We start from the raw sequence: 18,237 nt of genomic DNA, 5'->3' as shown, positions 1-18,237 counted from the left end.
CGTGGCTCGACTCATCGGCACCCGGCTCGCGACGAGCGTCATCACCCTGTTCCTCGCCGCCTTCTTCGTCTTCTTCGCCGTGCAGGCCCTGCCCGGTGACGTCGCGCAGCAGCTGCTCGGCCAGAACGCCACCGAGGAGGCCGTCGCCACGATGCGCGAACAGCTCGGCCTCGACGCGAACGTGTGGGTGCGTTTCGCCGAGTGGCTGGGAGGCGCCGTCACCGGCGACTTCGGCACGTCGCTGGTCTCCGGCGAGTCGGTGTCCGGCACCCTCTGGACCGCCTTCTCCCACACCCTGCTCATCGCCGTGCCCGCGATCGTGGTCGGCATCGGCCTGTCCCTCGTCCTCGGCGTGTGGGCCGGGTCGCGGCGCGGCACGTCGACGGACTCCGGCATCTCGCTCATCGCGCTGGTCGCGATGAGCATCCCCGAGTTCGTCGTGGCCACGGTCCTGATCCTGCTGCTCGCGATCATCGCGCCGATCTTCCCCGCCGTCGTGCTCGGAGGACCGGATGCATCGCTCAGCGAGCTGCTCCCCGCGATCGTGCTGCCGGCGATCACCCTGGTGATCGCGATGGCCGCCTACATCATCCGCGCGATGCGATCCTCGACGATCGACGGACTCGCCACCGAGTACGCGACGACGGCCGAGCTCAAAGGCCTGACCCGACGGCGCGTGCTCTGGCGCCACGTCGCGCCCAGCGCGATCCTGCCCGTCCTCCCCGTCATCTCGATCAATGTGGCCTGGCTGCTGGGCGGCGTCGTCGTGGTCGAGTCGGTGTTCAACTACCCCGGCCTCGGCAAGCTGATGATCGACTCGGTCTCCACCCGCGACCTGCCGATCCTCCAGGCCATCGCCGTACTGAGCGCACTCGTCTACGTCACCGTCAACCTCATCGCCGATCTGCTGGCGCTGGCCGCCGACCCGCGCCAGCGGACCCTGCACAGCTCGCGCCGCAGATCCCGGTCCGCGAAGGAGGCGTCCGCATGATCCGCCTCCGCGATCTGACCGTCGGCACCCGCATCGGGTTGTCACTGGTCGGCCTGACCATCCTCATCGCCATTCTCGCCCCGTGGCTCGCGCCCTACGATCCGATCGCCACCAATGCCGACAACGCCCTCGCCGGATCGAGTTGGAGCCACTGGCTCGGCACCGATCAGTACGGACGCGACGTCCTGTCGCGGACGATCGAGGGCGGACGATTCGCGCTACTCGTGTCGCTGCTGGCGACGACGGTGGCCGTCGTGGTCGGCACGCTCATCGGCGCGATCGCCGCCTACTACGGCCGCTGGGTCGATGCCGCCACCACGCGTGTGCTCGATGCGGTGCTCGCCGTGCCTGCGGTGCTCGCCCTGCTGCTGATCGTCTCGGTGTTCGGCAACAGCCTCTGGGTGCTGGTGCTGGCGATCTCGGTGGTCTACGTGCCGGCCGTCGCTCGCGTCGTGCGCGGCGCGACCCGTCCCGTGCTCTCCACCGGCTACGTCACGGCGGCCCGTGCCCGCGGTGAACGCTCGCTGCCGATCATCCGTCGCGAGGTCCTGCCCAATATCCTCGACACGATCCTGGTGGAGTTCGCGATGCGCGCCTCCTGGGTCGTTCTGCTCGTCTCGACCCTGTCCTTCCTCGGATTCGGCGTGAACCCGCCCACCCCCGACTGGGGCCTGATGATCCAGGAGAACCGCACCGCGCTCACCGTGGCGCCCGCGGGCACCCTCGCCCCGATCGTGACCCTGTCGCTGCTCGTGGTGGGGCTGAACCTCGCTGCGGACGGCCTGGGCAAGTACCTGGGCGTCGACCGCGCCCGTCGAGGAGTGATCTGATGACCAGCTCGACCGTCGCCGCGGTGCGCGGCCTCTGTGTCTCCTACGATGCCGGCGATCAGCGGGTCACCGTGGCGGAGGACATCGACTTCGAGCTGACCCGCGGCCGGACCCTCGGCTTGGTCGGCGAGTCCGGCAGCGGCAAGTCCACCGTCGCCCGCACGCTCCTGGGACACCTCCGGGACGGATCGCGTGTCGATGCCGGCACCGTCACGGTGTTCGAGGACGATGTCTTCGCGCTCGCTCCCGCGCCCTTGCGGCAGCTGCGAGGCGGCACCGTCGCCCTGGTGGCGCAGAACGCCGGCCACGCACTCACTCCGTCGATGCGGATCGGCGCGCAGCTCCGCGAGACCCTCGACGCCCACGGCCTGCCGAGCGGCGACGATCGACTGGTCGAGCTGCTCGATCTCGTACGGCTTCCGTCACCCAATGCCCTGATCGACCGCTACCCGCACGAGCTGTCCGGCGGTCAGCAGCAGCGTGTGGCGATCGCGATGGCCGTCGCCACCGACCCCAAGATCCTCGTGCTCGATGAGCCGACGACGGCCTTGGACGTGATCACCCAGGCGGCGGTCCTGGCGCTGGTGAACGAGCTGCGCGAGCGGCTGGGCATGGCGGTGCTGATCGTCAGTCACGACCTCGGCGTCGTGTCGGCGGTGGCCGATGACGTGCTCGTGATGCGACTCGGCCGGGAGGTCGAGCACGGGCCCACCCAGGAGGTGTTGAGCAGGCCGCGCGAGGACTACACCCGCGAGCTCATCGCCGCAGCACCCCGGGTCCATGGTGTCGACATCCTCGTACGAGAAGACCCCGATGCCGATGTCGTCGTGCGATGCCGCGATGTCGATATCCGCTATCCGCGCGCGCCGAAGCTCGCGGTCAGCGGTTTCGATGTGGAGATCCTCCGTGGCGAGACGGTTGCCGTGGTCGGCGAGTCCGGCAGCGGCAAGTCCACCGTCGCCTCGGCCCTCGCGGGGCTCGCCGATGTCGAGCGCGGTGAGGCCGCTCTCTGGTCCTCTGATGGCGCCCGACACGATCTGCTCGGTGCCGCCGCACGACGTCCGGTCGATGTCCGCCGCTCGGTACAGCTGATCTTCCAGAACGCCGATCTGGCGCTCAATCCGCGTCGCACTATCGGCGACGCGATCGCGCGTCCGCTGAAGGTGTTCGGGCGAGCCTCCCGGGCCGAGACGCCCGCGGCGGTGGATCGTCTGCTGACCGAGGTCGGCCTGGGCCCGGAGTTCGCGCGACGTGTCCCCGCCCAGCTGTCCGGAGGGCAGAGACAGCGCGTCGGCATCGCCCGCGCGCTGGCCGCCGAGCCGACGCTGCTCATCGCCGACGAGATCACCACCGCACTCGATGTCTCGGTCCAGGCCGAGGTGCTGGCGCTGTTGGACCACCTGCGCGCGAGCCGGGGACTGTCGTGCCTGTTCATCAGCCACGATCTGGCCGTCGTCCGCAGCGTCGCGGACCGGATCGTCGTGATGAAGGACGGCAGGATCGTCGAGTCGGCGCCCACCGCGGTCCTGTTCGAGCAGCCCCGTCACCCGTACACCCGGTCGCTGCTGGAGGCCGTGGTCGAACCGGGCCACACCGAGCTGCCGGGCAGCGATGCCGACCATCGTGCCACCACCCTCGATCCCGATGCGCCGCTCGTCGATGTCGGCAACGGCCACCGGGTCCGCGACGACGAAGGAGCACTGACCACTCGATGACCCTGGTCGACATCGACCCCAGCACGATCGACGTCCGCGACCTGTGGATCCCGATGCCGGACGGTGCGCGACTCCGCGCGCGGGCCTGGCTGCCCGTCGGGGCGGAGGAGCAGCCGGTACCGGCGCTGTTGGAGTACCTGCCGTACCGGCTCGACGATTGGACCTCGGTCCGCGACAGCGAGCGGCATCCGTACTACGCCGCGCACGGGTACGCCTCGATCCGCGTCGACGTGCGCGGGGCCGGCGGCTCGGACGGCCTATTCGAGGACGAGTACTCCCCCGCTGAGCTCGACGACGGTGTCGAGGTGATCCGGTGGCTGGCGGATCAGCCGTGGTGCGACGGCGGCGTCGGCATGTTCGGGATCTCGTGGGGCGGCTTCAACTCGCTCCAACTGGCCGAACGCGCGCCTGAACCGCTGAAGGCCATCGTCACCGTCTGCTCCACCGATGACCGCTACGACAACGACGTGCACTACATGGGCGGCGCATTGCTGGCGATCGACATGTCCGCATGGGCGGGGACCATGTTGGCCTTCGCCTCGCGCCCGCCGCTGCCCGAGGTCGTGGGCGAGCGCTGGGTCGAGCAATGGCGCGAGCGGCTCGAGCAGCAGCGCCCCCTCGGTCCGATCTGGCTCGCCCATCAGGAACGCGACGCGTACTGGCGGCGTGGTAGCGCGTGCGAGAACTACCCCGGCATCGAGGCGGCGGTGCTGGCGGTCGGCGGGTGGAATGACCCGTACCGCGACACGGTGTTACGTCTGCTGGAGAATCTCGACGCCCCGGCCAAGGGCATCGTCGGCCCGTGGTCGCACCAGTACCCCGACCGGGGCCTCGCGCCCGGCCCGTCGATCGGTTTTCTGCAGGAGACGCTGCGCTGGTGGGATCGCTGGTTGAAGGGGGCCGACACCGGGGTGGAGAGCGACCCGGATCTGCGGGCCTGGATCAACGATCCCGAGCCGCCCGCGCCGTATGTGGGGCACAAGGAGGGACGCTGGGTCGGTGTGCCCTGGCCGGGTGAGGCTCCCACCTACGAGACCGGGCTCGGCGACGGGCGGGCCCTGGTGCGCTCGCCGTGGTCGACCGGCCAGGACGCTGGGCGGTTCTTCCCCTTCGGCAACGACGCCGACCTGCCGCCCGACCAGCGCGCCGAGGACGGCCGCTCGCTGAGCATCGATCTGCGTGTCGACGAGCCTCTGGAGCTACTGGGCAAGCCGGTGGCGCGGCTGCGGCTCCGCTCGACCCACGATCGCGGACAGGTGATCGTGCGGCTCTGCGATGTGTCGCCGGACGGATCCTCGACACTCGTGACACGCGGTGTGCTCAATCTGCTCAAGCGCGACGGCATGGATCGCGTCGATCCGCTCACTCCCGGTGAGGATGTCGACGTGGAGGTGCCGCTCGTCGCGGCGGGCTACCGGTTCGAGCCCGGCCATCGGCTGCGCGTCGCCGTGAGCAACCACTACTGGCCGTGGATCTGGCCGCATGCCGTCGACGACACCCTCGACCTCGACCTCGCCGCGAGCTCCATCGCCCTTCCGCTCGTCGATCCGAGCGCCATCCCGGTGGGCTTCGCCGAGCCCGAGCACGCCCGGCCGATCCCGATCGGCACGCCGGAGGGAGCGCCCGCGGCCCGGCCGCCGCGAGTCGTGCGGCATGACGTCGCCACCGGCGAGACGGTGCTGGAGGTCGACCCCGGCTACGGCGGCACGCGCCGCTATCCGACCGGCTTGGACTTCCTGGAGTGGACAGAGGAGGTGTACCGCATCCGCGAGGGCGATCCGACCTCTCCGACGACGGAGGCGCGCTGGCGCATCGACCTGTCCCATCAGGGCTGGAGCGCATCGGTGGAGACGACCTCGATCATCACCTGCGATACGGACGCGTTCCACCTCGAGAACACCGTCCGAGCGGTCGCCGAACGCGACGGCACGCGCGAGACGGTCGGCGAGTTCACCTATCGTGACCGGGTGCCCAGGACCTCGGTGTGAGACAACGGCTCTCGCCGACGGAGCGGCGCGCGCAGATCGTCGAGGCGGCCCACGCCGTCATCGTCCAGGAGGGTCTCGCGGCGACATCGTTACGCGATATCGCCGCGGCGGCCGAGGTGTCGATGGGCACGGTCACCTACCACTTCACCGGCGTCGACGAGATCCTCGGAGCGGTCGTGGTGACGGAGGCCGACCGCTTCTACGAGGAGGTCGTCGCCGCCGCCGATGCCGAACCCGATCCCTGGGCCGCCTTGGAGCTGCTCGTCGCCTCGATCTTCGACGAGTCGCCCCGCGTCGAGGCGCATTGGCGGATCTGGTCGGAGTACTGGACCGTGGCGACACGGCGCCCAGAGCTGGCGGAGCCCTATGCCACGCGGATCCGCCACTGGGAACAGTGCTGCGCGCGCGTCATCGCCCGGGGCGTCGAGTCCGGGGTCTTCCGAACGGTGGTGCCCGCCGAAACCGCCTTGAAGCTCGCGGCCTACTCAGATGGACTGGGCACGCAACGCGCCCAGGGCGTGCCCGGACTCGATGCCGCCACGGCCCGTTCCTGGATGACCGAGGTCGTCCGGCTACTGCTGGAACCCATCGGGCGCTGACGGAGCGTCCGCCTCCTCGGCCAACGCGACGCGCCCGGTGTTCGCGGGCCGGACACCGACCATGCCCGTGTAGAACGCGCGGATGCGATCCATGTCGGCGCGGACGTCTCCGCTGAGCCGGAAGGTCGGCCCGAGACCCGTCGTGCCGGTGGTGCGATCGACATAGGCCAGCGTGACAGGGAGATCGGTGGCGCGCGCGATCCGGTAGAAGCCGGACTTCCAGCGGTCCACGGGCCCGCGGGTGCCTTCGGGCGTGATGACCAGGTGGAAGCTCTCGCCGTCGTGATGGCGTTCGATGAGCTCCTCGACGAGCCCCGCCGGATCGCGGCGGTCGACAGGGATGCCGCCGAAGGCCCGCATCAACGACCCCATCGGTCCGGCGAAGAGCTCCCGCTTGCCGAGGAACCGCAGCGTCAGCCCGTTGCGCCAGGCGACGGCGACCATGAGCACGAAGTCCCAGTTGGAGGTGTGCGGTGCGGCGACCATGATGCCGGACGCCTCAGGGACCGACTCCGAGCGGTACTTCCACCGCGAGACGGTCCAGTACAGCCGGGCCACGGCTCGCCGAAGGATCACTCCGCGAGCATAGAGGACACGCGGACCATCACTGGCCGAAGAGGGTATCGAGGTCGATCGCGACGGTGCCGTGGTCACCGACCGAGACCTCGCCCGTGCGCTGCCCACCGCCCAGCTCCAGCGCGGTCTCCCACGCGTTCACGTCCGCCTCACGCGAGGCGCGCAGCACGGTCAGCTCCTCGTGCTCCGGATCGACGACCCAGTACTGGTCGATCCCCGCCGCCAGGTACTCACCCGTCTTACGCAGCTGATCCTCGCGCCGGGTCGCCGGCGAGAGGATCTCAGCCACGATCACCGGCGCATCCGTCACCCACACCGGATCCTCCGGCCAGCCGCGCATCACCGTCACATCGGGGACCCGATAGTGTCGCCGGGAGGTGCGCACTCCCACCTCGTGCACGACTATCAGATCAGGCAGACCCCGGTCGAGGCAGGCCATCAGCCGCTTGCCGACGTACTGATGCCGCACCGCGGGAGGCGGGTTCACGAGGGCGACTCCGTCGACCCACTCGGCACGGACCTCCTCGGGCAGCGCCTCCCACTCCTCGAAGGACATCGGCACCCGCTGCAACGCGTCACTCGGCCACTCGAACGCCATGCTCGCCACGCCCACGACTCCTCTATCCAGCACCGACACATCCAGACTCCTTCCATTCTGACCACCCACGAGTGATCTGGCGAGTCCGATCATCTCGCTGGACACCGACATCCGTCCCCGGCTGTCCACAGGCGAGTCGAGTGCCGCGGGCTCAGGCGTCGCGGTTCTTCTCGTGGACGAGGCGCAGACCGATCAGCGTCAGGTCCTCCTCGCGCGTGGTGAGGGTCTGGCAGTGCCCGGCGATGGCCTCGCTGAAGGTGCCGGTCGCCACCACGGTGACGTCCTCGGGTTCGGCGTCGATCGCGTCGATCATCTGGTCGACCAGTCCGTCGACGAGTCCGGCGAAGCCGTAGACGGCGCCCGCCTGGATCGCCTCCACCGTGTTCTTGCCGATCACGCCCCGCGGCTCGGCGACCTCCACGGACCGCAGCTGGGCCCCGCGCTGGGCGAGCGCTTCCAGGGACACCTCGACTCCGGGGGCGATCGCCCCGCCCAGGTAACGACCTCGCCCGTCGACGACGTCGACGATGGTGGCCGTGCCGTTCAGGTCGACGATGATCGCCGGTCCGCCGTAGAGATGGATCGCCGCGAGCGCATTGACGATTCGGTCCGTGCCGACCTCGCGCGGATTGTCGGTGTGGATGGCCACGCCCGTGCGCACCCCGGGCCCCACGACCCACACCGGCACGTGGTCGAAGTAGCGATCGAGCATGCCGCGCACCTCGACCCCGATGGAGGGCACGGTGCAGCACATGCTGACGGCCTCGATATCGTCATCGGCGAAACCGGCGGCCCGCACGAAGCCGTGCGCCACCAGATACCACTCATCGGCAGTGCGGGTGGCGTCCGAGGAGATGGTCCAGCGTCCGCGCAGCGCGGGCTGACCGTCGACATCGTCCCAGACGCCGATGACCGACAGCCGGTTGCCGACATCGAGACAGAGCAGGCTCATCTCACGTCCTCATCTGGCTCAGTGCGCGACCAGCGGATTGTCGATGATGTCGCCACGGAGGAGTCCCGTGCCGGGCAGCGCCTCGGCCGGATCGGAACCCGTGCCGATGATGCGGTTATCGGCATCGACGAAGACGACGCTCGGGGAGAACTCGCGAGCCTCGGCGTCCTCCATCTGCGCGTAGGCGATGAGGATGACGAGATCGCCGGGGTGCACGAGCCGGGCGGCGGCGCCGTTGATGCCGATGACTCCCGAGCCGCGCTCGCCGGCGATCGTGTAGGTCTCCAGGCGCGCACCGTTGTCGATATCGACGATGTGCACGAGCTCGCCCGGCAGGATATTCGAGGCGTCCAGCAGATCCTGGTCGACCGTGACGGAGCCGACGTAGTGCAGGTCGGCCTGTGTGACGGTGGCGCGGTGGATCTTGGACTTCATCATGGTGCGCAGCATGGTCAGTTTCCTCCGAGGTTCAGGGCGATGTTGTCGAGGAGCCGGGGCCGGCCGACACGCGCGGCCACCAGCAAGCGGGCTTCGCGGCCGGGGACCGGCTCGGCGAGATCGGGATCGGTGAGTTCGAGGTAATCGGGCGTGATGCCGTGCTCGTCGAGGACGGCGCGGGCCGCCGCGAGGACGGCAGTGCCGCCCTCCCTGCCGGACGCGGCACCGGCCCGAAGAGCGGCGTTGATCGCACCGGCGAGCTGACGCTCATCGGCCTCGAGGTAGCGGTTGCGCGAACTCATGGCGAGACCATCGGCCTCGCGGACCGTCGGGCAGCCGACGACCTCCACGCCGAGGCACAACTCGCGGGCCATGAGCCGGATCAGCGTCAGCTGCTGATAGTCCTTCTCCCCGAAGACCGCCACATCCGGCCCCACCAGGCCGAACAGCTTGGCGACCACCGTGAGCACTCCGCGAAAGTGCGTGGGTCGCTGGGCGCCCTCGAGGATCTGTCCGAGTGGGCCGGCATCGACGCTCACGGTGGCGTCGAGCCCATCGGGGTACATGGCGTCGACCGTGGGCGAGAAGACGATGTCGACACCGGCCTCGGCGCAACGCTCCAGGTCGGCGTCGAAGGTGCGCGGGTAAGCATCGAAGTCCTCGCCGGGAGCGAACTGAGTGGGGTTGACGAAGATCGAGACGACGAGCGTCTGGGCGAGCGGACGTGCGTGCTTCATCAGCTGCACGTGGCCGTCGTGCAGCGCGCCCATCGTGGGCACGAGGGCGATGGTGCCCTCGGTCGCGGCACGCAGCTCCTCGCGGGTGCGGACCACCAGCGGCCCGGTCATCGCACGGTCTCCTCGCCGAGGACTTCGCGCAGACGGCGAGCGGGTTCGGCGTCGATGCGGCCGGTGACCTGGGCACGCTCGGCGGTCACCTCGGCCAGCGCACGATAGGTGCGACGGGTGTCCTCGCCGAGTGCTCCGAGGTGCGCGTGGACCGTGTCGACATCGCCGCGCGCGACCGGCCCGGTGAGCGCGGCGTCGCCGTAGGCGAGGGTGTTGTCGAGGGCGGCGGTCAGCAGCGGTCGCAGCACGCTCGCGGGATCGTCCGCACCGATTCCGCGCAGGATGTCCATCGCCTGCGTGACGAGGGTGGTGAGGTGGTTGGCGCCGTGGGCGAGCGCCGCGTGATAGGCGACGCGGTCGCCTTCGGCGATCCACATCGGGGTGCCGCCGAGGTCCGCGACGAGAGCGGCGATCGTCTCGCGATCGTCGTCGGCTGCGGTCAGTCCGAACACGCAGGACCGATCGAGGTCGATCTCGGTGCCGGTGAAGGTCATCGCGGGGTGCACGGCCGCCGTGCGGGCACCCTGGTCGGCGAAGGGCGCCAGGACGGCACGACCGTGACGACCGCTGGTGTGCACCACGTACTGTCCCGGCCGGGATGCTGGAGCGAGCTGCTCGGCCACCTCGGCGAGTGAGTCGTCGGGGACCGCCAGCACGAGGACGTCGGCTTCCGTCGCGAGCTGTACCGGGGCGAGGACGGGAACATCGCCGAGCAGGGTGGCGATGCGAAGACGCGTGGCATCGGAACGTCCGCTGACACCGACGATCTCATGACCGGCGGCACGGAGACGGGCGGCGAGGACGGCACCGACACGGCCGGCCCCGACCACGCCCACACGGGAGCGTTGCATAGCTGATTGCCTTTCGTTCCAGTCCTCGGTGAGGTACCAGACAAAGTGACGTCGTCAGTGTACTCGTGATTGCGTCACGACCGTAGGCCCCGTGGGATTGTCCTGTTCACCGTGCCGCGGACTGACGATGATGCGTTACGGCGGCCCTAGCAGCCACTACGCATCATCATCCGTCCTCGCCCACCGCGCGTCATCACGCAGATACTCAGCGAGTGGGCCCCGTGGGACTCGAACCCACAACCCGCGGATTAAAAGTCCGCTGCTCTGCCCATTGAGCTAGAGGCCCGCGCTCAGCGCGGACACCAGTCTGCCACCCGCCCCCGCCACCGGGACGGTAGGCCTCACCCGCCTAGGCTGTCGACGCGAGACCGCTCTCGCCCGTCGTCCCAGGAGGACCCATGGCCCTGCCCGATATCCTGCGCCGCCCGCTGACGCTCCCGGTCGTCGCCTCTCCGATGTTCATCGCATCAGGACCCGAGCTGGTGAGCGCTCAGTGTCAGGCCGGAGTGATCGGCGCGTTCCCCGCGCTCAACGCCCGCCCGGCGAGCTTGCTGAACGAGTGGCTCCACCAGATCAGCGAGTCGAATGCCAAGTTCTCCGCCGCGCACCCCGAACGGCCGGTCGCGCCCTTCGCCGTCAATCAGATCGTCCACCGCTCCAACAACCGCCTCGATGAGGACATGGCGACGATCATCGAGCACCAGGTGCCGATCGTCATCACCTCGCTCGGCGCCCGTGAAGAGGTCAACGAGGCCGTCCACTCCTATGGCGGCATCGTGCTCCACGACATCATCAACGACCGCTTCGCGCGGAAGGCGATCGAGAAGGGCGCCGACGGCGTCATCGCCGTCGCGGCCGGCGCCGGCGGCCACGCCGGGACCCAGTCGCCCTTCGCGCTCGTGCAGGAGATCCGCTCCTGGTTCGACGGGCCGCTGCTGCTGTCCGGCGCGATGGCCCACGGCCGCTCGATCCTCGCGGCCCTCGCCGCGGGCGCCGACTTCGCCTATGTCGGCTCGGCCTTCCTCGCCACCCGCGAGGCCAATGTGGTCGACGACTACAAGCAGATGATCGTCGAGTCCAGCGCGGCGGACATCGTCTACTCCAACCTGTTCACCGGCGTCCATGGCAACTACCTGCGCGGCAGCATCACCGCGGCCGGACTCGATCCGGACGATCTCGCGACATCGGATCCCTCGGCGATGAGCTTCGGCTCGTCGGACGACAGCTCCTCCCCGTCCAAGGCGTGGCGGGACATCTGGGGCTCCGGCCAGGGCATCGGCAGCGTCGATGCCGTCGTGAGCGTCGACGAGCTGGTGGGCCGGCTGGCCCGCGAGTACGGCGAGGCCCGCGAGGCGCTCGACACCCGCCTCCGCGAGTTCACCTCCTGATCGACCACCCCGCCACCCGTTGAGTGTGGGGCACCTCACCACACTCAACGGGTGGTCGAACTCCTCGGCTTGCACACCGGCACGGCTCTGCCAGAGTGGGAAGTGCACAAGTTGTGAACAACTTTCACGCCCCGCAGCCGGCTACCCCGGCCGCCGGCGTGAGCGACAGGTCCCCGGCCCACCGTCCGGGATCTGCCACCACTGGAGAGGAGACAGGATGCCCACCCCGCGCTACACGATTCCCGGACTCACCCTCGCCGAAGGCGAGAAGGTCGCCGCGATCCTGCAGGATCGCCTCAATGCGCTCAACGATCTCGCGCTCACTCTCAAACACGTCCACTGGAACGTCGTCGGACCGCATTTCATCGCCGTCCACGAGATGATCGACCCGCATGTGGTCGAGGTCCGCGATGCGGTCGACGAGACCGCCGAGCGCATCGCCACCCTCGGCGTCGCGCCCAAGGGCACACCGTCGGCCATCGTCGAAGGACGGACGTGGAACGACTACTCCCTCGATCGCGCCACCACGAACGAGCATCTGGGAGCACTCGACGAGGTCTACATCGGCGTCATCGAGGATCATCGCAAGGCCCAGGCAGCGGTGGCCGACATCGACCCGATGACCGAGGACATGATCATCGCGCAGACCCAGCAGCTCGAGCTGTTCCACTGGTTCATCCGCGCGCACCTGGAGAACACCGGTGGTCAGCTCTCGACGGCGGACGCCACCAGCGAGGAGTCCGCGGCCGCGGCCGCCTCTGAAGGCGCGAAGGAAGCGTGAGGCGATGAACCAGCAGCACCTGGACACGCTCCGCATGGCGCTCACCACGAGCCAGAATCAGCTCACCGCGGAGCTGGAGTCGCTGCAACAGCTGTCCGTCGTCACCTCAGCCGAGGGACGCGAACTGGTCGACGAGGTCGATCGTGCCTTCGCGGCGGAATCGATGGCGGAGAACAACAGCCGCGCCGGGCAGATCCAGCTGCTGCTCGACAACACCGCCCGCGCCTTGGAGCTCATGAGCACCGAGGGCTACGGCCAGTGCCAGGACTGCACCGAGAGCATCCCGATCGAGCGGCTCCAGGCGCTCCCTCGGGCGACTCGCTGTGTCCCCTGCGCCACCCGCCTCGCGGCCTGATGCGCATCGAGGATCCTCGCCGGGGACGCGTCCTTCCCTCGAAGGTCTCGACCCCGGCGACATCCGCCGTGAAGGCCCACGCGTCGCCGGCTCGCCCTCTCCCACCTCCCCACGCGGCACCGGCTACCGAGCGCACCCTGTAGCACGACGGAGGGCCCGGGACGAACACTGTTCGTCCCGGGCCCTCCGTCGTTGCGGGCGATGAACCCCGCGGCACCGTCAGGCTGCGGTCTCCCCGACCGAGCGTCCCGCCATCAGCTCCTCGCGCTCGCGCACCGTCATGCCGCCCCACACGCCGTACGGCTCACGGACCGACAAGGCGTGCTGCAGGCAGGCGTCCACCACGGGGCACCGTGCGCAGTAGGACTTGGCGGCCGCCTCGCGAGCATCGCGCTTGGCTCCCCTCTCACGCTCCGGCGAGAAGAACTGCTCGACGTCGACATCGCGGCACGCACCCTCGTACTGCCAGTCGTAGGACTCCTGGATCGGCATCGGAAGTCGAGTCAGGTTCGCCATGGGGAGCTCCTTGGTGCGTCGCGGGTACAGAAGATGAGCGTGCTGTGAAGAACTTGTTCAAAACCTACTCACATCTGAACAAGTTGGCAAATCACTTCTTCGCCGCCCCGTCCCACCCGGAGGTCCACAATCCCCATGAAAATCTGTTTTTTCAACGAAAAAGCCCGTCCACCATATGAGATGATGGACGGGCTCCCGGCATTCACCCACCGCTCAAAACTTGTTCATCGCGCAGGCGAACCCACTCAACCCGCTGTTCGCGCGAACTCCAGGGCCCGCTCCAGAAGAGACGCCGCAGCGGCCTCGTCGTAGTCGGAGAGACTGCTGTCGGCGAAGAGGTGCTCGCTGCCCGGGTAGAGGAACAGCTCCGCCTCGCGGGCCTGCGCGACCAGCTCTCGCGCCGCCTCGAGATCGGCGCCGATGAACTCGGCATCGTTGTTCATCGCGTGGATCTGCACGGGGACGTCCTCGGGCCACCGGTCGCCGAACTCGGCGACCGGTGCGCAGGCATACATCAGCAACGCACCACGCGCTCCGGGCCGCGTCTGCGCCAACAGCTGGGCCGGGAGGACACCGAGCGAGAAGCCGGCGTAGACGAGTTCCTGGGGCAACTCCTCCACAGCGGCGACCCCGCGGGCGATCACCTCGGCGAAACCGATCTGCTGAACGTAGGCCAGGCCGGCCTCGAGCGAGTCGAAGCGCCGCCCCTCGAACAGGTCCGGCGCGTGCACCACGTGACCCGCCTCCCGAAGACTCTCGGCGAAGGACTCGATACCGGGAGTCAGTCCCTGGACATGGTGGAAGACGACGAGCTCGGCCATACCTTCACGGTAGAGCCGCGCGGCGCGTGCCGCAGATCACTCGGAGCCGGCGGACCCCGAGCCCATACCCATGTCGTCGATCGTCTGCCGGGCTGCCGCCAGAAAACGGCCGACCACGGCGATCTCCTCGTCCTCGAAATCGTCCATCATCGTCATCATCGCCTCCGCGAGCGGAAGGAACATGGAGCGCGCCTCGGCTCCGGCGGAGGCTGTCATGGTCACGTTGACCCGGCGGCGGTCGTCGACGGCGTGCGTCCGATCCACGTGCCCCGCTCGCTCGAGACGGTCGAGGAGGGTGGTCGTCGCGGAGGGACTGAGTGACAACGCCCGCGCGATCTCCGAGGGGCTCATGGCAGCTCCGCCCGCTTCATCGAGTGCGTGCAGCGCCTGTAGGTCGGAGCGGTGCAGACCCCGGGACGATCCCTCGCGATCGATGAATCGCAGCGCCGCGGCCGACAGGCCTTGCACGCCTCGCACCACCTCGTATCGCGCCTGGACGGACGGGTCACTGTGCGGATTCACGTTCAGCAGTCTACTCTTTCCATCGTGGAACATTTCGATCAGCGAAATAAAACCTTCCCGCTCGCTCACCTGGTGGGCCGAGGCCGCTCCGTCGCGGTACTCCTCATCGGGCTGGTCGTCGCCGGTGCCATCATGGCATTCGCACCGGATCCCACCACCGGCTCAGAGGCGGGATCGAATCTTCCCGACGACGCCGAGTCGGCCCTGGCCGAGGAGGCCCTCGCGCAGCTCCCCGAATCCGGAGACGCCCCCGCCTTCGTGGTCTACTCCAGCGAGGACCCGCTGACCGAACAGGACCTGGCCGCCATCGCCGAGCGCGGCAGCGATCTCGCGCGGGAACTGGACGTCGAGGTCAGCCCACCGATCCCCTCCTCCGACGGCACCGTCGCCCTGCAAGCCGTTCCCGTCCCCACCGGACTGTCCTCGACCGACAACGACGCCATCGTCAGCACCATCCGCGACACGGCCTCGGCCGATCTCCCCGAGGGCGTCTCGGCACAGGTCACGGGAGCACCCGCGGTCTTCGCCGACCTCGGCGCGGTCTTCGACGGCGCCGACGCCCGCCTGCTCATCGCCACCGCCTCGGTGGTCGCCGTGCTGTTGATCGTGACCTACCGCAGTCCCTGGCTCTGGATCGTGCCCCTCGCCGTCATCGGCATCGGCGACCGCGTGGCAGCCAAGGTCGTCGACACCTTCTCCGCCTGGTTCGACTTCCCCATCGACGGATCCACCACCGGCATCACCTCGGTCCTCGTCTTCGGGGCGGGCACCAACTACGCGCTCTTGCTGATCGCCCGCTATCGCGAGGAGCTCAGACGCCACGGGTCTCGCCACGCGGCGATGCGCGATGCCGTCAGCGCGGCCTCGCCCGCCATCCTGTCGAGCTCGGGCACCGTCATCCTCGGGCTCCTGGCGCTGCTGGTCGCCGATTCGCCCTTCGTGAGCCGTATCGGCATGTCCGGTGCCATCGGCATCGCGGTCGCGGTCGCCTTCGCCCTCGTGGTGCTGCCCGCCGCGATGACGATCCCCGGCCGCTGGCTGTTCTGGCCCTTCGTGCCCGGCCACGGCGACGAGGACCCGAGCCATCGTGGCTGGTGGTTCCGCGTGGGACGGTTCGTGACGGCCAGACCCTGGCCGGTACTCGTGGTCTCCCTGACCCTCCTCATCGCCATGGCCTCGGGCGTGCTGTCGCTGCGTACCGGGCTCGGCCAGGACGAGCAGTTCCTCGACACCCCCGAGTCCATCACGGCGCAGAAGACCCTCAGCGCAGCCTTCCCCGCCGGCACGTCCTCGCCCACCCGTATCGCCACCAGCGAGGACAAGGTCGACGCCGTCGTGTCCGCCGCGCAACAGACCGGAGGCGTCGAGAGCGCCACACCCGGTCAGAGCACGAGCGATGTCGCCGAGGTGACCGTCATCATCGAGGCCGAACCGGAGTCGGACGACGCGATCGACGAGATCCGCGCCCTCCGCAGCGCCGTTCACGATGTCGACCCCGACGCGCTCGTCGGCGGTCCGGACGCCCAAGCACTCGACGAGCGCACCGCCGCCAGCCACGACCGTGCCCTCATCATCCCCATCGTGCTCGTCATCGTGCTGGCGATGCTGCTCATCGTGCTGCGCTCTATCGTGGCCGCGCTGCTCCTCAGCACCTCGACCGTCCTGTCCTATCTGTCCGCCCTCGGCGTCGGGTGGTGGCTCTTCGACGGGGTCTTCGGATGGTCGGCCACGGATGTCTCGACACCGCTGCTGGCCTTCATCTTCCTGGTCGCCCTCGGCGTGGACTACAACATCTTCCTGACGGTGCGAGCCCGAGAAGAGATGCGCGCGACGGGCGACTCCACCGGGTCGATCGTCACCGCCCTGGCCGTTACCGGCGGCGTCATCACGAGCGCCGGGATCCTGCTGGCCGCCGTGTTCACCGTGCTGGGGGTGCTTCCGCTCGTGCTGCTGGCCCAGCTCGGTGTGATCGTCGGTTTCGGCGTGCTGCTGGACACCGTCGTCGTCCGCAGCATCGTCACGCCGGCGCTCGTGCGGCTGTGCGGTCGCCGCTTCTGGTGGCCAAGCGCGCTCTCGCGACCGCGGCACGCGCGCTGAACCGGGCGGCACCGATCTTTCGCCACCTCGCCGGGCGGTGACCTACGCACCTCACGACCCAGTGGGCGGTGAGATAGACACCCCTCGCCACGCTCGAGACGTGCGTACCCCACCGCCCCCGTAGTCGAGACGTGCGTAGGTCACCGCTCGCGCGCCGGTGGGGTGGGCCGCCTGTCAGCGGGTCCGCTGTCGCCTGGCTGCACAGGTGACTACGATCACAGGGAGGCCCGCACCACCAGGTGGGTCACGGCGATATCGCACCACCCCCGCGATATCGCACCGGAACGGACGAATGGAGAGCCCCATGACCGTGTCAGCCTTCGGCCACCGCCACGAGCAGGTCGTCTTCTGCCAGGACGAGCCCAGCGGGCTCAAGGCGATCATCGCCATCTACTCGACCGCCCTCGGCCCCGCATTGGGTGGGACCCGCTTCTACCCCTATGCCTCCGAGCAGGACGCGATCGCCGATGTCCTCAACCTCAGTCAGGGCATGGCGTACAAGAACGCTCTCGCCGGACTCGACCTCGGCGGCGGCAAGGCGGTCATCATCGGCGATCCCCATCAGGTCAAGACCGAGACGCTGCTGCGCGCGTACGGACGGTTCGTCGAGACCCTGCACGGCCGCTATTACACCGCGTGCGATGTCGGCACCTTCAGCGCCGACATGGACGTCATCGCCCGCGAATGCCACTACGTCACCGGCCGTACCGTCGAGCACGGCGGTGCGGGAGACTCCTCGGTACTCACCGCCTACGGCGTGTACCAGGGCATGCGCGCCAGTGCGCAGCACGTCTGGGGAGACACTCGCCTGGCCGGCCGCACGATCGGCGTCACAGGAGTCGGCAAGGTCGGACGTCACCTCGTCCGCCATCTGATCGAAGAGGACGCGCATGTCATCGTGACCGATGTCGACACCGCCGCCATCGAAGCGCTGCGTGCCGACTACCCGATCGAGGTCGCGGAGTCCGACGCGGCCCTCATCGCCGGCGATCTCGACATCTACGCGCCGTGCGCACTCGGTGGCGCGCTGGACGACGACACCGTCGCCGCACTCTCCGCCTCGATCGTCTGCGGCGCCGCCAACAATCAGCTCGCCCACGAAGGGGTCGAGAAGCTGCTCGCGGACCGTGACATCACCTACGCGCCCGACTACTGCGTCAACGCCGGCGGAGTGATCCAGGTCGCCGACGAACTCGAGGGATTCGACTTCGACCGGGCGAAGTCCCGCGCGAGCAGGATCTTCGACACCACGATGGCGGTACTCGATCAAGCCGCCCGGGAGAACATCGCGCCCTCGATCGCCGCCGACCGACTGGCCGAGGAGCGCATGGCGCAGATCGGCCGGCTGGCTCAGATCAGAGTGTGAGGACG

Annotated in this window: 18 protein-coding genes, 1 tRNA gene and 1 pseudogene; 10 read left to right on the top strand and 10 right to left on the bottom strand. The window is 69.0% G+C overall.

From position 1 onward, the window contains the following. Position 1 precedes the first annotated feature (1 nt). From JL108_RS15300 to JL108_RS20540, 5 genes are read left to right on the top strand one after another with little or no spacing between them, the layout of a single operon-like run. On the top strand, positions 2-991 hold the full coding sequence (locus JL108_RS15300) for an ABC transporter permease (protein WP_205199064.1): 990 nt from the start codon (positions 2-4) through the stop codon (positions 989-991). Continuing rightward, entirely contained in the window at positions 988-1,821 is an 834-nt protein-coding gene (locus JL108_RS15295; protein WP_143913044.1) for an ABC transporter permease, read from the top strand. Before JL108_RS15300 ends, JL108_RS15295 begins: the two co-directional genes overlap by 4 nt. Further along, positions 1,821-3,536 carry an ABC transporter ATP-binding protein gene (locus JL108_RS15290; protein WP_205199063.1) on the top strand — a complete coding sequence of 572 codons (1,716 nt, stop codon included), beginning with the start codon at positions 1,821-1,823 and terminating at the stop codon, positions 3,534-3,536. The genes JL108_RS15295 and JL108_RS15290 overlap by 1 nt, the downstream gene beginning before the upstream one ends. Continuing rightward, positions 3,533-5,524 (top strand): CocE/NonD family hydrolase, encoded by a 1,992-nt coding sequence (locus JL108_RS15285; protein WP_205199062.1) that lies wholly within the window; start codon positions 3,533-3,535, stop codon positions 5,522-5,524. The genes JL108_RS15290 and JL108_RS15285 overlap by 4 nt, the downstream gene beginning before the upstream one ends. Next, positions 5,521-6,123 carry a TetR/AcrR family transcriptional regulator gene (locus JL108_RS20540; protein ID WP_143913047.1) on the top strand — a complete coding sequence of 201 codons (603 nt, stop codon included), beginning with the start codon at positions 5,521-5,523 and terminating at the stop codon, positions 6,121-6,123. Before JL108_RS15285 ends, JL108_RS20540 begins: the two co-directional genes overlap by 4 nt. Here JL108_RS20540 and JL108_RS15275 read toward each other — a convergent pair. From JL108_RS15275 to JL108_RS15245, 7 genes and pseudogenes are all read right to left on the bottom strand, one after another. Further along, positions 6,097-6,699 (bottom strand): 1-acyl-sn-glycerol-3-phosphate acyltransferase, encoded by a 603-nt coding sequence (locus tag JL108_RS15275; RefSeq protein ID WP_307837286.1) that lies wholly within the window; start codon positions 6,697-6,699, stop codon positions 6,097-6,099. The genes JL108_RS20540 and JL108_RS15275 overlap by 27 nt on opposite strands. Positions 6,700-6,727: 28 nt before the next feature. Then, a complete protein-coding gene (locus tag JL108_RS15270) occupies positions 6,728-7,336 on the bottom strand; it encodes a Uma2 family endonuclease (RefSeq protein ID WP_205199061.1) in 609 nt (202 codons plus the stop codon). Positions 7,337-7,448: 112 nt separating this feature from the next. Next, positions 7,449-8,249, bottom strand: a complete 801-nt coding sequence (locus JL108_RS15265; RefSeq protein ID WP_143913050.1) for a type III pantothenate kinase — start codon at positions 8,247-8,249, stop codon at positions 7,449-7,451. Positions 8,250-8,267: 18 nt separating this feature from the next. Further along, positions 8,268-8,699, bottom strand: a complete 432-nt coding sequence (panD, locus tag JL108_RS15260; protein ID WP_143913051.1) for an aspartate 1-decarboxylase — start codon at positions 8,697-8,699, stop codon at positions 8,268-8,270. A gap of 2 nt (positions 8,700-8,701) precedes the next feature. Continuing rightward, positions 8,702-9,535 (bottom strand): pantoate--beta-alanine ligase, encoded by an 834-nt coding sequence (gene panC, locus JL108_RS15255; protein WP_205199060.1) that lies wholly within the window; start codon positions 9,533-9,535, stop codon positions 8,702-8,704. Beyond that, positions 9,532-10,398 (bottom strand): annotated as a pseudogene (locus JL108_RS20625) (Rossmann-like and DUF2520 domain-containing protein); the annotation flags it as partial. The gene panC and the pseudogene JL108_RS20625, both read right to left, overlap by 4 nt. A 201-nt stretch (positions 10,399-10,599) precedes the next feature. Beyond that, positions 10,600-10,672: transfer RNA gene (locus JL108_RS15245), tRNA-Lys, on the bottom strand. A gap of 112 nt (positions 10,673-10,784) precedes the next feature. Here JL108_RS15245 and JL108_RS15240 point away from each other — a divergent pair. The 3 genes from JL108_RS15240 to JL108_RS15230 all read left to right on the top strand — a co-directional run bounded on the left by JL108_RS15240 (position 10,785) and on the right by JL108_RS15230 (position 12,910). Next, on the top strand, positions 10,785-11,774 hold the full coding sequence (locus JL108_RS15240) for a nitronate monooxygenase family protein (protein WP_205199058.1): 990 nt from the start codon (positions 10,785-10,787) through the stop codon (positions 11,772-11,774). A gap of 217 nt (positions 11,775-11,991) precedes the next feature. Continuing rightward, positions 11,992-12,555 (top strand): Dps family protein, encoded by a 564-nt coding sequence (locus tag JL108_RS15235; RefSeq protein ID WP_143913055.1) that lies wholly within the window; start codon positions 11,992-11,994, stop codon positions 12,553-12,555. Between the two features lie 4 nt (positions 12,556-12,559). Continuing rightward, a complete protein-coding gene (locus JL108_RS15230; protein ID WP_205199057.1) occupies positions 12,560-12,910 on the top strand; it encodes a TraR/DksA C4-type zinc finger protein in 351 nt (116 codons plus the stop codon). Between the two features lie 219 nt (positions 12,911-13,129). Here JL108_RS15230 and JL108_RS15225 read toward each other — a convergent pair whose 3' ends face one another. The 3 genes from JL108_RS15225 to JL108_RS20295 all read right to left on the bottom strand — a co-directional run bounded on the left by JL108_RS15225 (position 13,130) and on the right by JL108_RS20295 (position 14,769). Beyond that, positions 13,130-13,426: a WhiB family transcriptional regulator gene (locus JL108_RS15225; RefSeq protein ID WP_143913057.1), complete on the bottom strand. Its 297-nt coding sequence runs from the start codon at positions 13,424-13,426 to the stop codon at positions 13,130-13,132. Between the two features lie 245 nt (positions 13,427-13,671). Further along, a complete protein-coding gene (locus JL108_RS15220; RefSeq protein WP_205199056.1) occupies positions 13,672-14,247 on the bottom strand; it encodes a dienelactone hydrolase family protein in 576 nt (191 codons plus the stop codon). A 36-nt stretch (positions 14,248-14,283) separates the two neighbouring features. Beyond that, the gene (locus JL108_RS20295) at positions 14,284-14,769 is read right to left on the bottom strand and encodes a MarR family transcriptional regulator (RefSeq protein ID WP_205199055.1); all 486 of its coding nucleotides are present in this window, start codon (positions 14,767-14,769) and stop codon (positions 14,284-14,286) included. Positions 14,770-14,793: 24 nt separating this feature from the next. On the opposite strand from JL108_RS20295, the gene JL108_RS15210 reads away from it, so the two are divergent. Both JL108_RS15210 and JL108_RS15205 read left to right on the top strand, forming a co-directional pair. After that, complete coding sequence (locus JL108_RS15210) at positions 14,794-16,866, top strand: MMPL family transporter (RefSeq protein ID WP_205199054.1); 2,073 nt, start codon at positions 14,794-14,796, stop codon at positions 16,864-16,866. A 304-nt stretch (positions 16,867-17,170) separates the two neighbouring features. Next, the gene (locus JL108_RS15205; RefSeq protein WP_205199053.1) at positions 17,171-18,232 is read left to right on the top strand and encodes a Glu/Leu/Phe/Val dehydrogenase; all 1,062 of its coding nucleotides are present in this window, start codon (positions 17,171-17,173) and stop codon (positions 18,230-18,232) included. Positions 18,233-18,237 lie beyond the last annotated feature (5 nt).

The organism is Aeromicrobium sp. YIM 150415, assembly GCF_016918125.1.
Classification (GTDB): Bacteria; Actinomycetota; Actinomycetes; order Propionibacteriales; family Nocardioidaceae; genus Aeromicrobium; species Aeromicrobium piscarium.
This window is presented reverse-complemented; position numbering and strand designations above follow the sequence as displayed.

Excerpts from the sequence above, each read along its gene's own strand:
- JL108_RS15295 (WP_143913044.1), top strand. The coding sequence starts at position 988 with ATGATCCGCCTCCGCGATCTGACCGTCGGCACCCGCATCGGGTTGTCA.
- JL108_RS15290 (WP_205199063.1), top strand. The coding sequence starts at position 1,821 with ATGACCAGCTCGACCGTCGCCGCGGTGCGCGGCCTCTGTGTCTCCTAC.
- JL108_RS15285 (WP_205199062.1), top strand. The coding sequence starts at position 3,533 with ATGACCCTGGTCGACATCGACCCCAGCACGATCGACGTCCGCGACCTG.
- JL108_RS15265 (WP_143913050.1), bottom strand. The coding sequence starts at position 8,249 with ATGAGCCTGCTCTGTCTCGATGTCGGCAACCGGCTGTCGGTCATCGGC.
- panD (WP_143913051.1), bottom strand. The coding sequence starts at position 8,699 with ATGCTGCGCACCATGATGAAGTCCAAGATCCACCGCGCCACCGTCACA.
- panC (WP_205199060.1), bottom strand. The coding sequence starts at position 9,535 with ATGACCGGGCCGCTGGTGGTCCGCACCCGCGAGGAGCTGCGTGCCGCG.
- JL108_RS15240 (WP_205199058.1), top strand. The coding sequence starts at position 10,785 with ATGGCCCTGCCCGATATCCTGCGCCGCCCGCTGACGCTCCCGGTCGTC.
- JL108_RS15235 (WP_143913055.1), top strand. The coding sequence starts at position 11,992 with ATGCCCACCCCGCGCTACACGATTCCCGGACTCACCCTCGCCGAAGGC.
- JL108_RS15230 (WP_205199057.1), top strand. The coding sequence starts at position 12,560 with ATGAACCAGCAGCACCTGGACACGCTCCGCATGGCGCTCACCACGAGC.
- JL108_RS15225 (WP_143913057.1), bottom strand. The coding sequence starts at position 13,426 with ATGGCGAACCTGACTCGACTTCCGATGCCGATCCAGGAGTCCTACGAC.
- JL108_RS15220 (WP_205199056.1), bottom strand. The coding sequence starts at position 14,247 with ATGGCCGAGCTCGTCGTCTTCCACCATGTCCAGGGACTGACTCCCGGT.
- JL108_RS15205 (WP_205199053.1), top strand. The coding sequence starts at position 17,171 with ATGACCGTGTCAGCCTTCGGCCACCGCCACGAGCAGGTCGTCTTCTGC.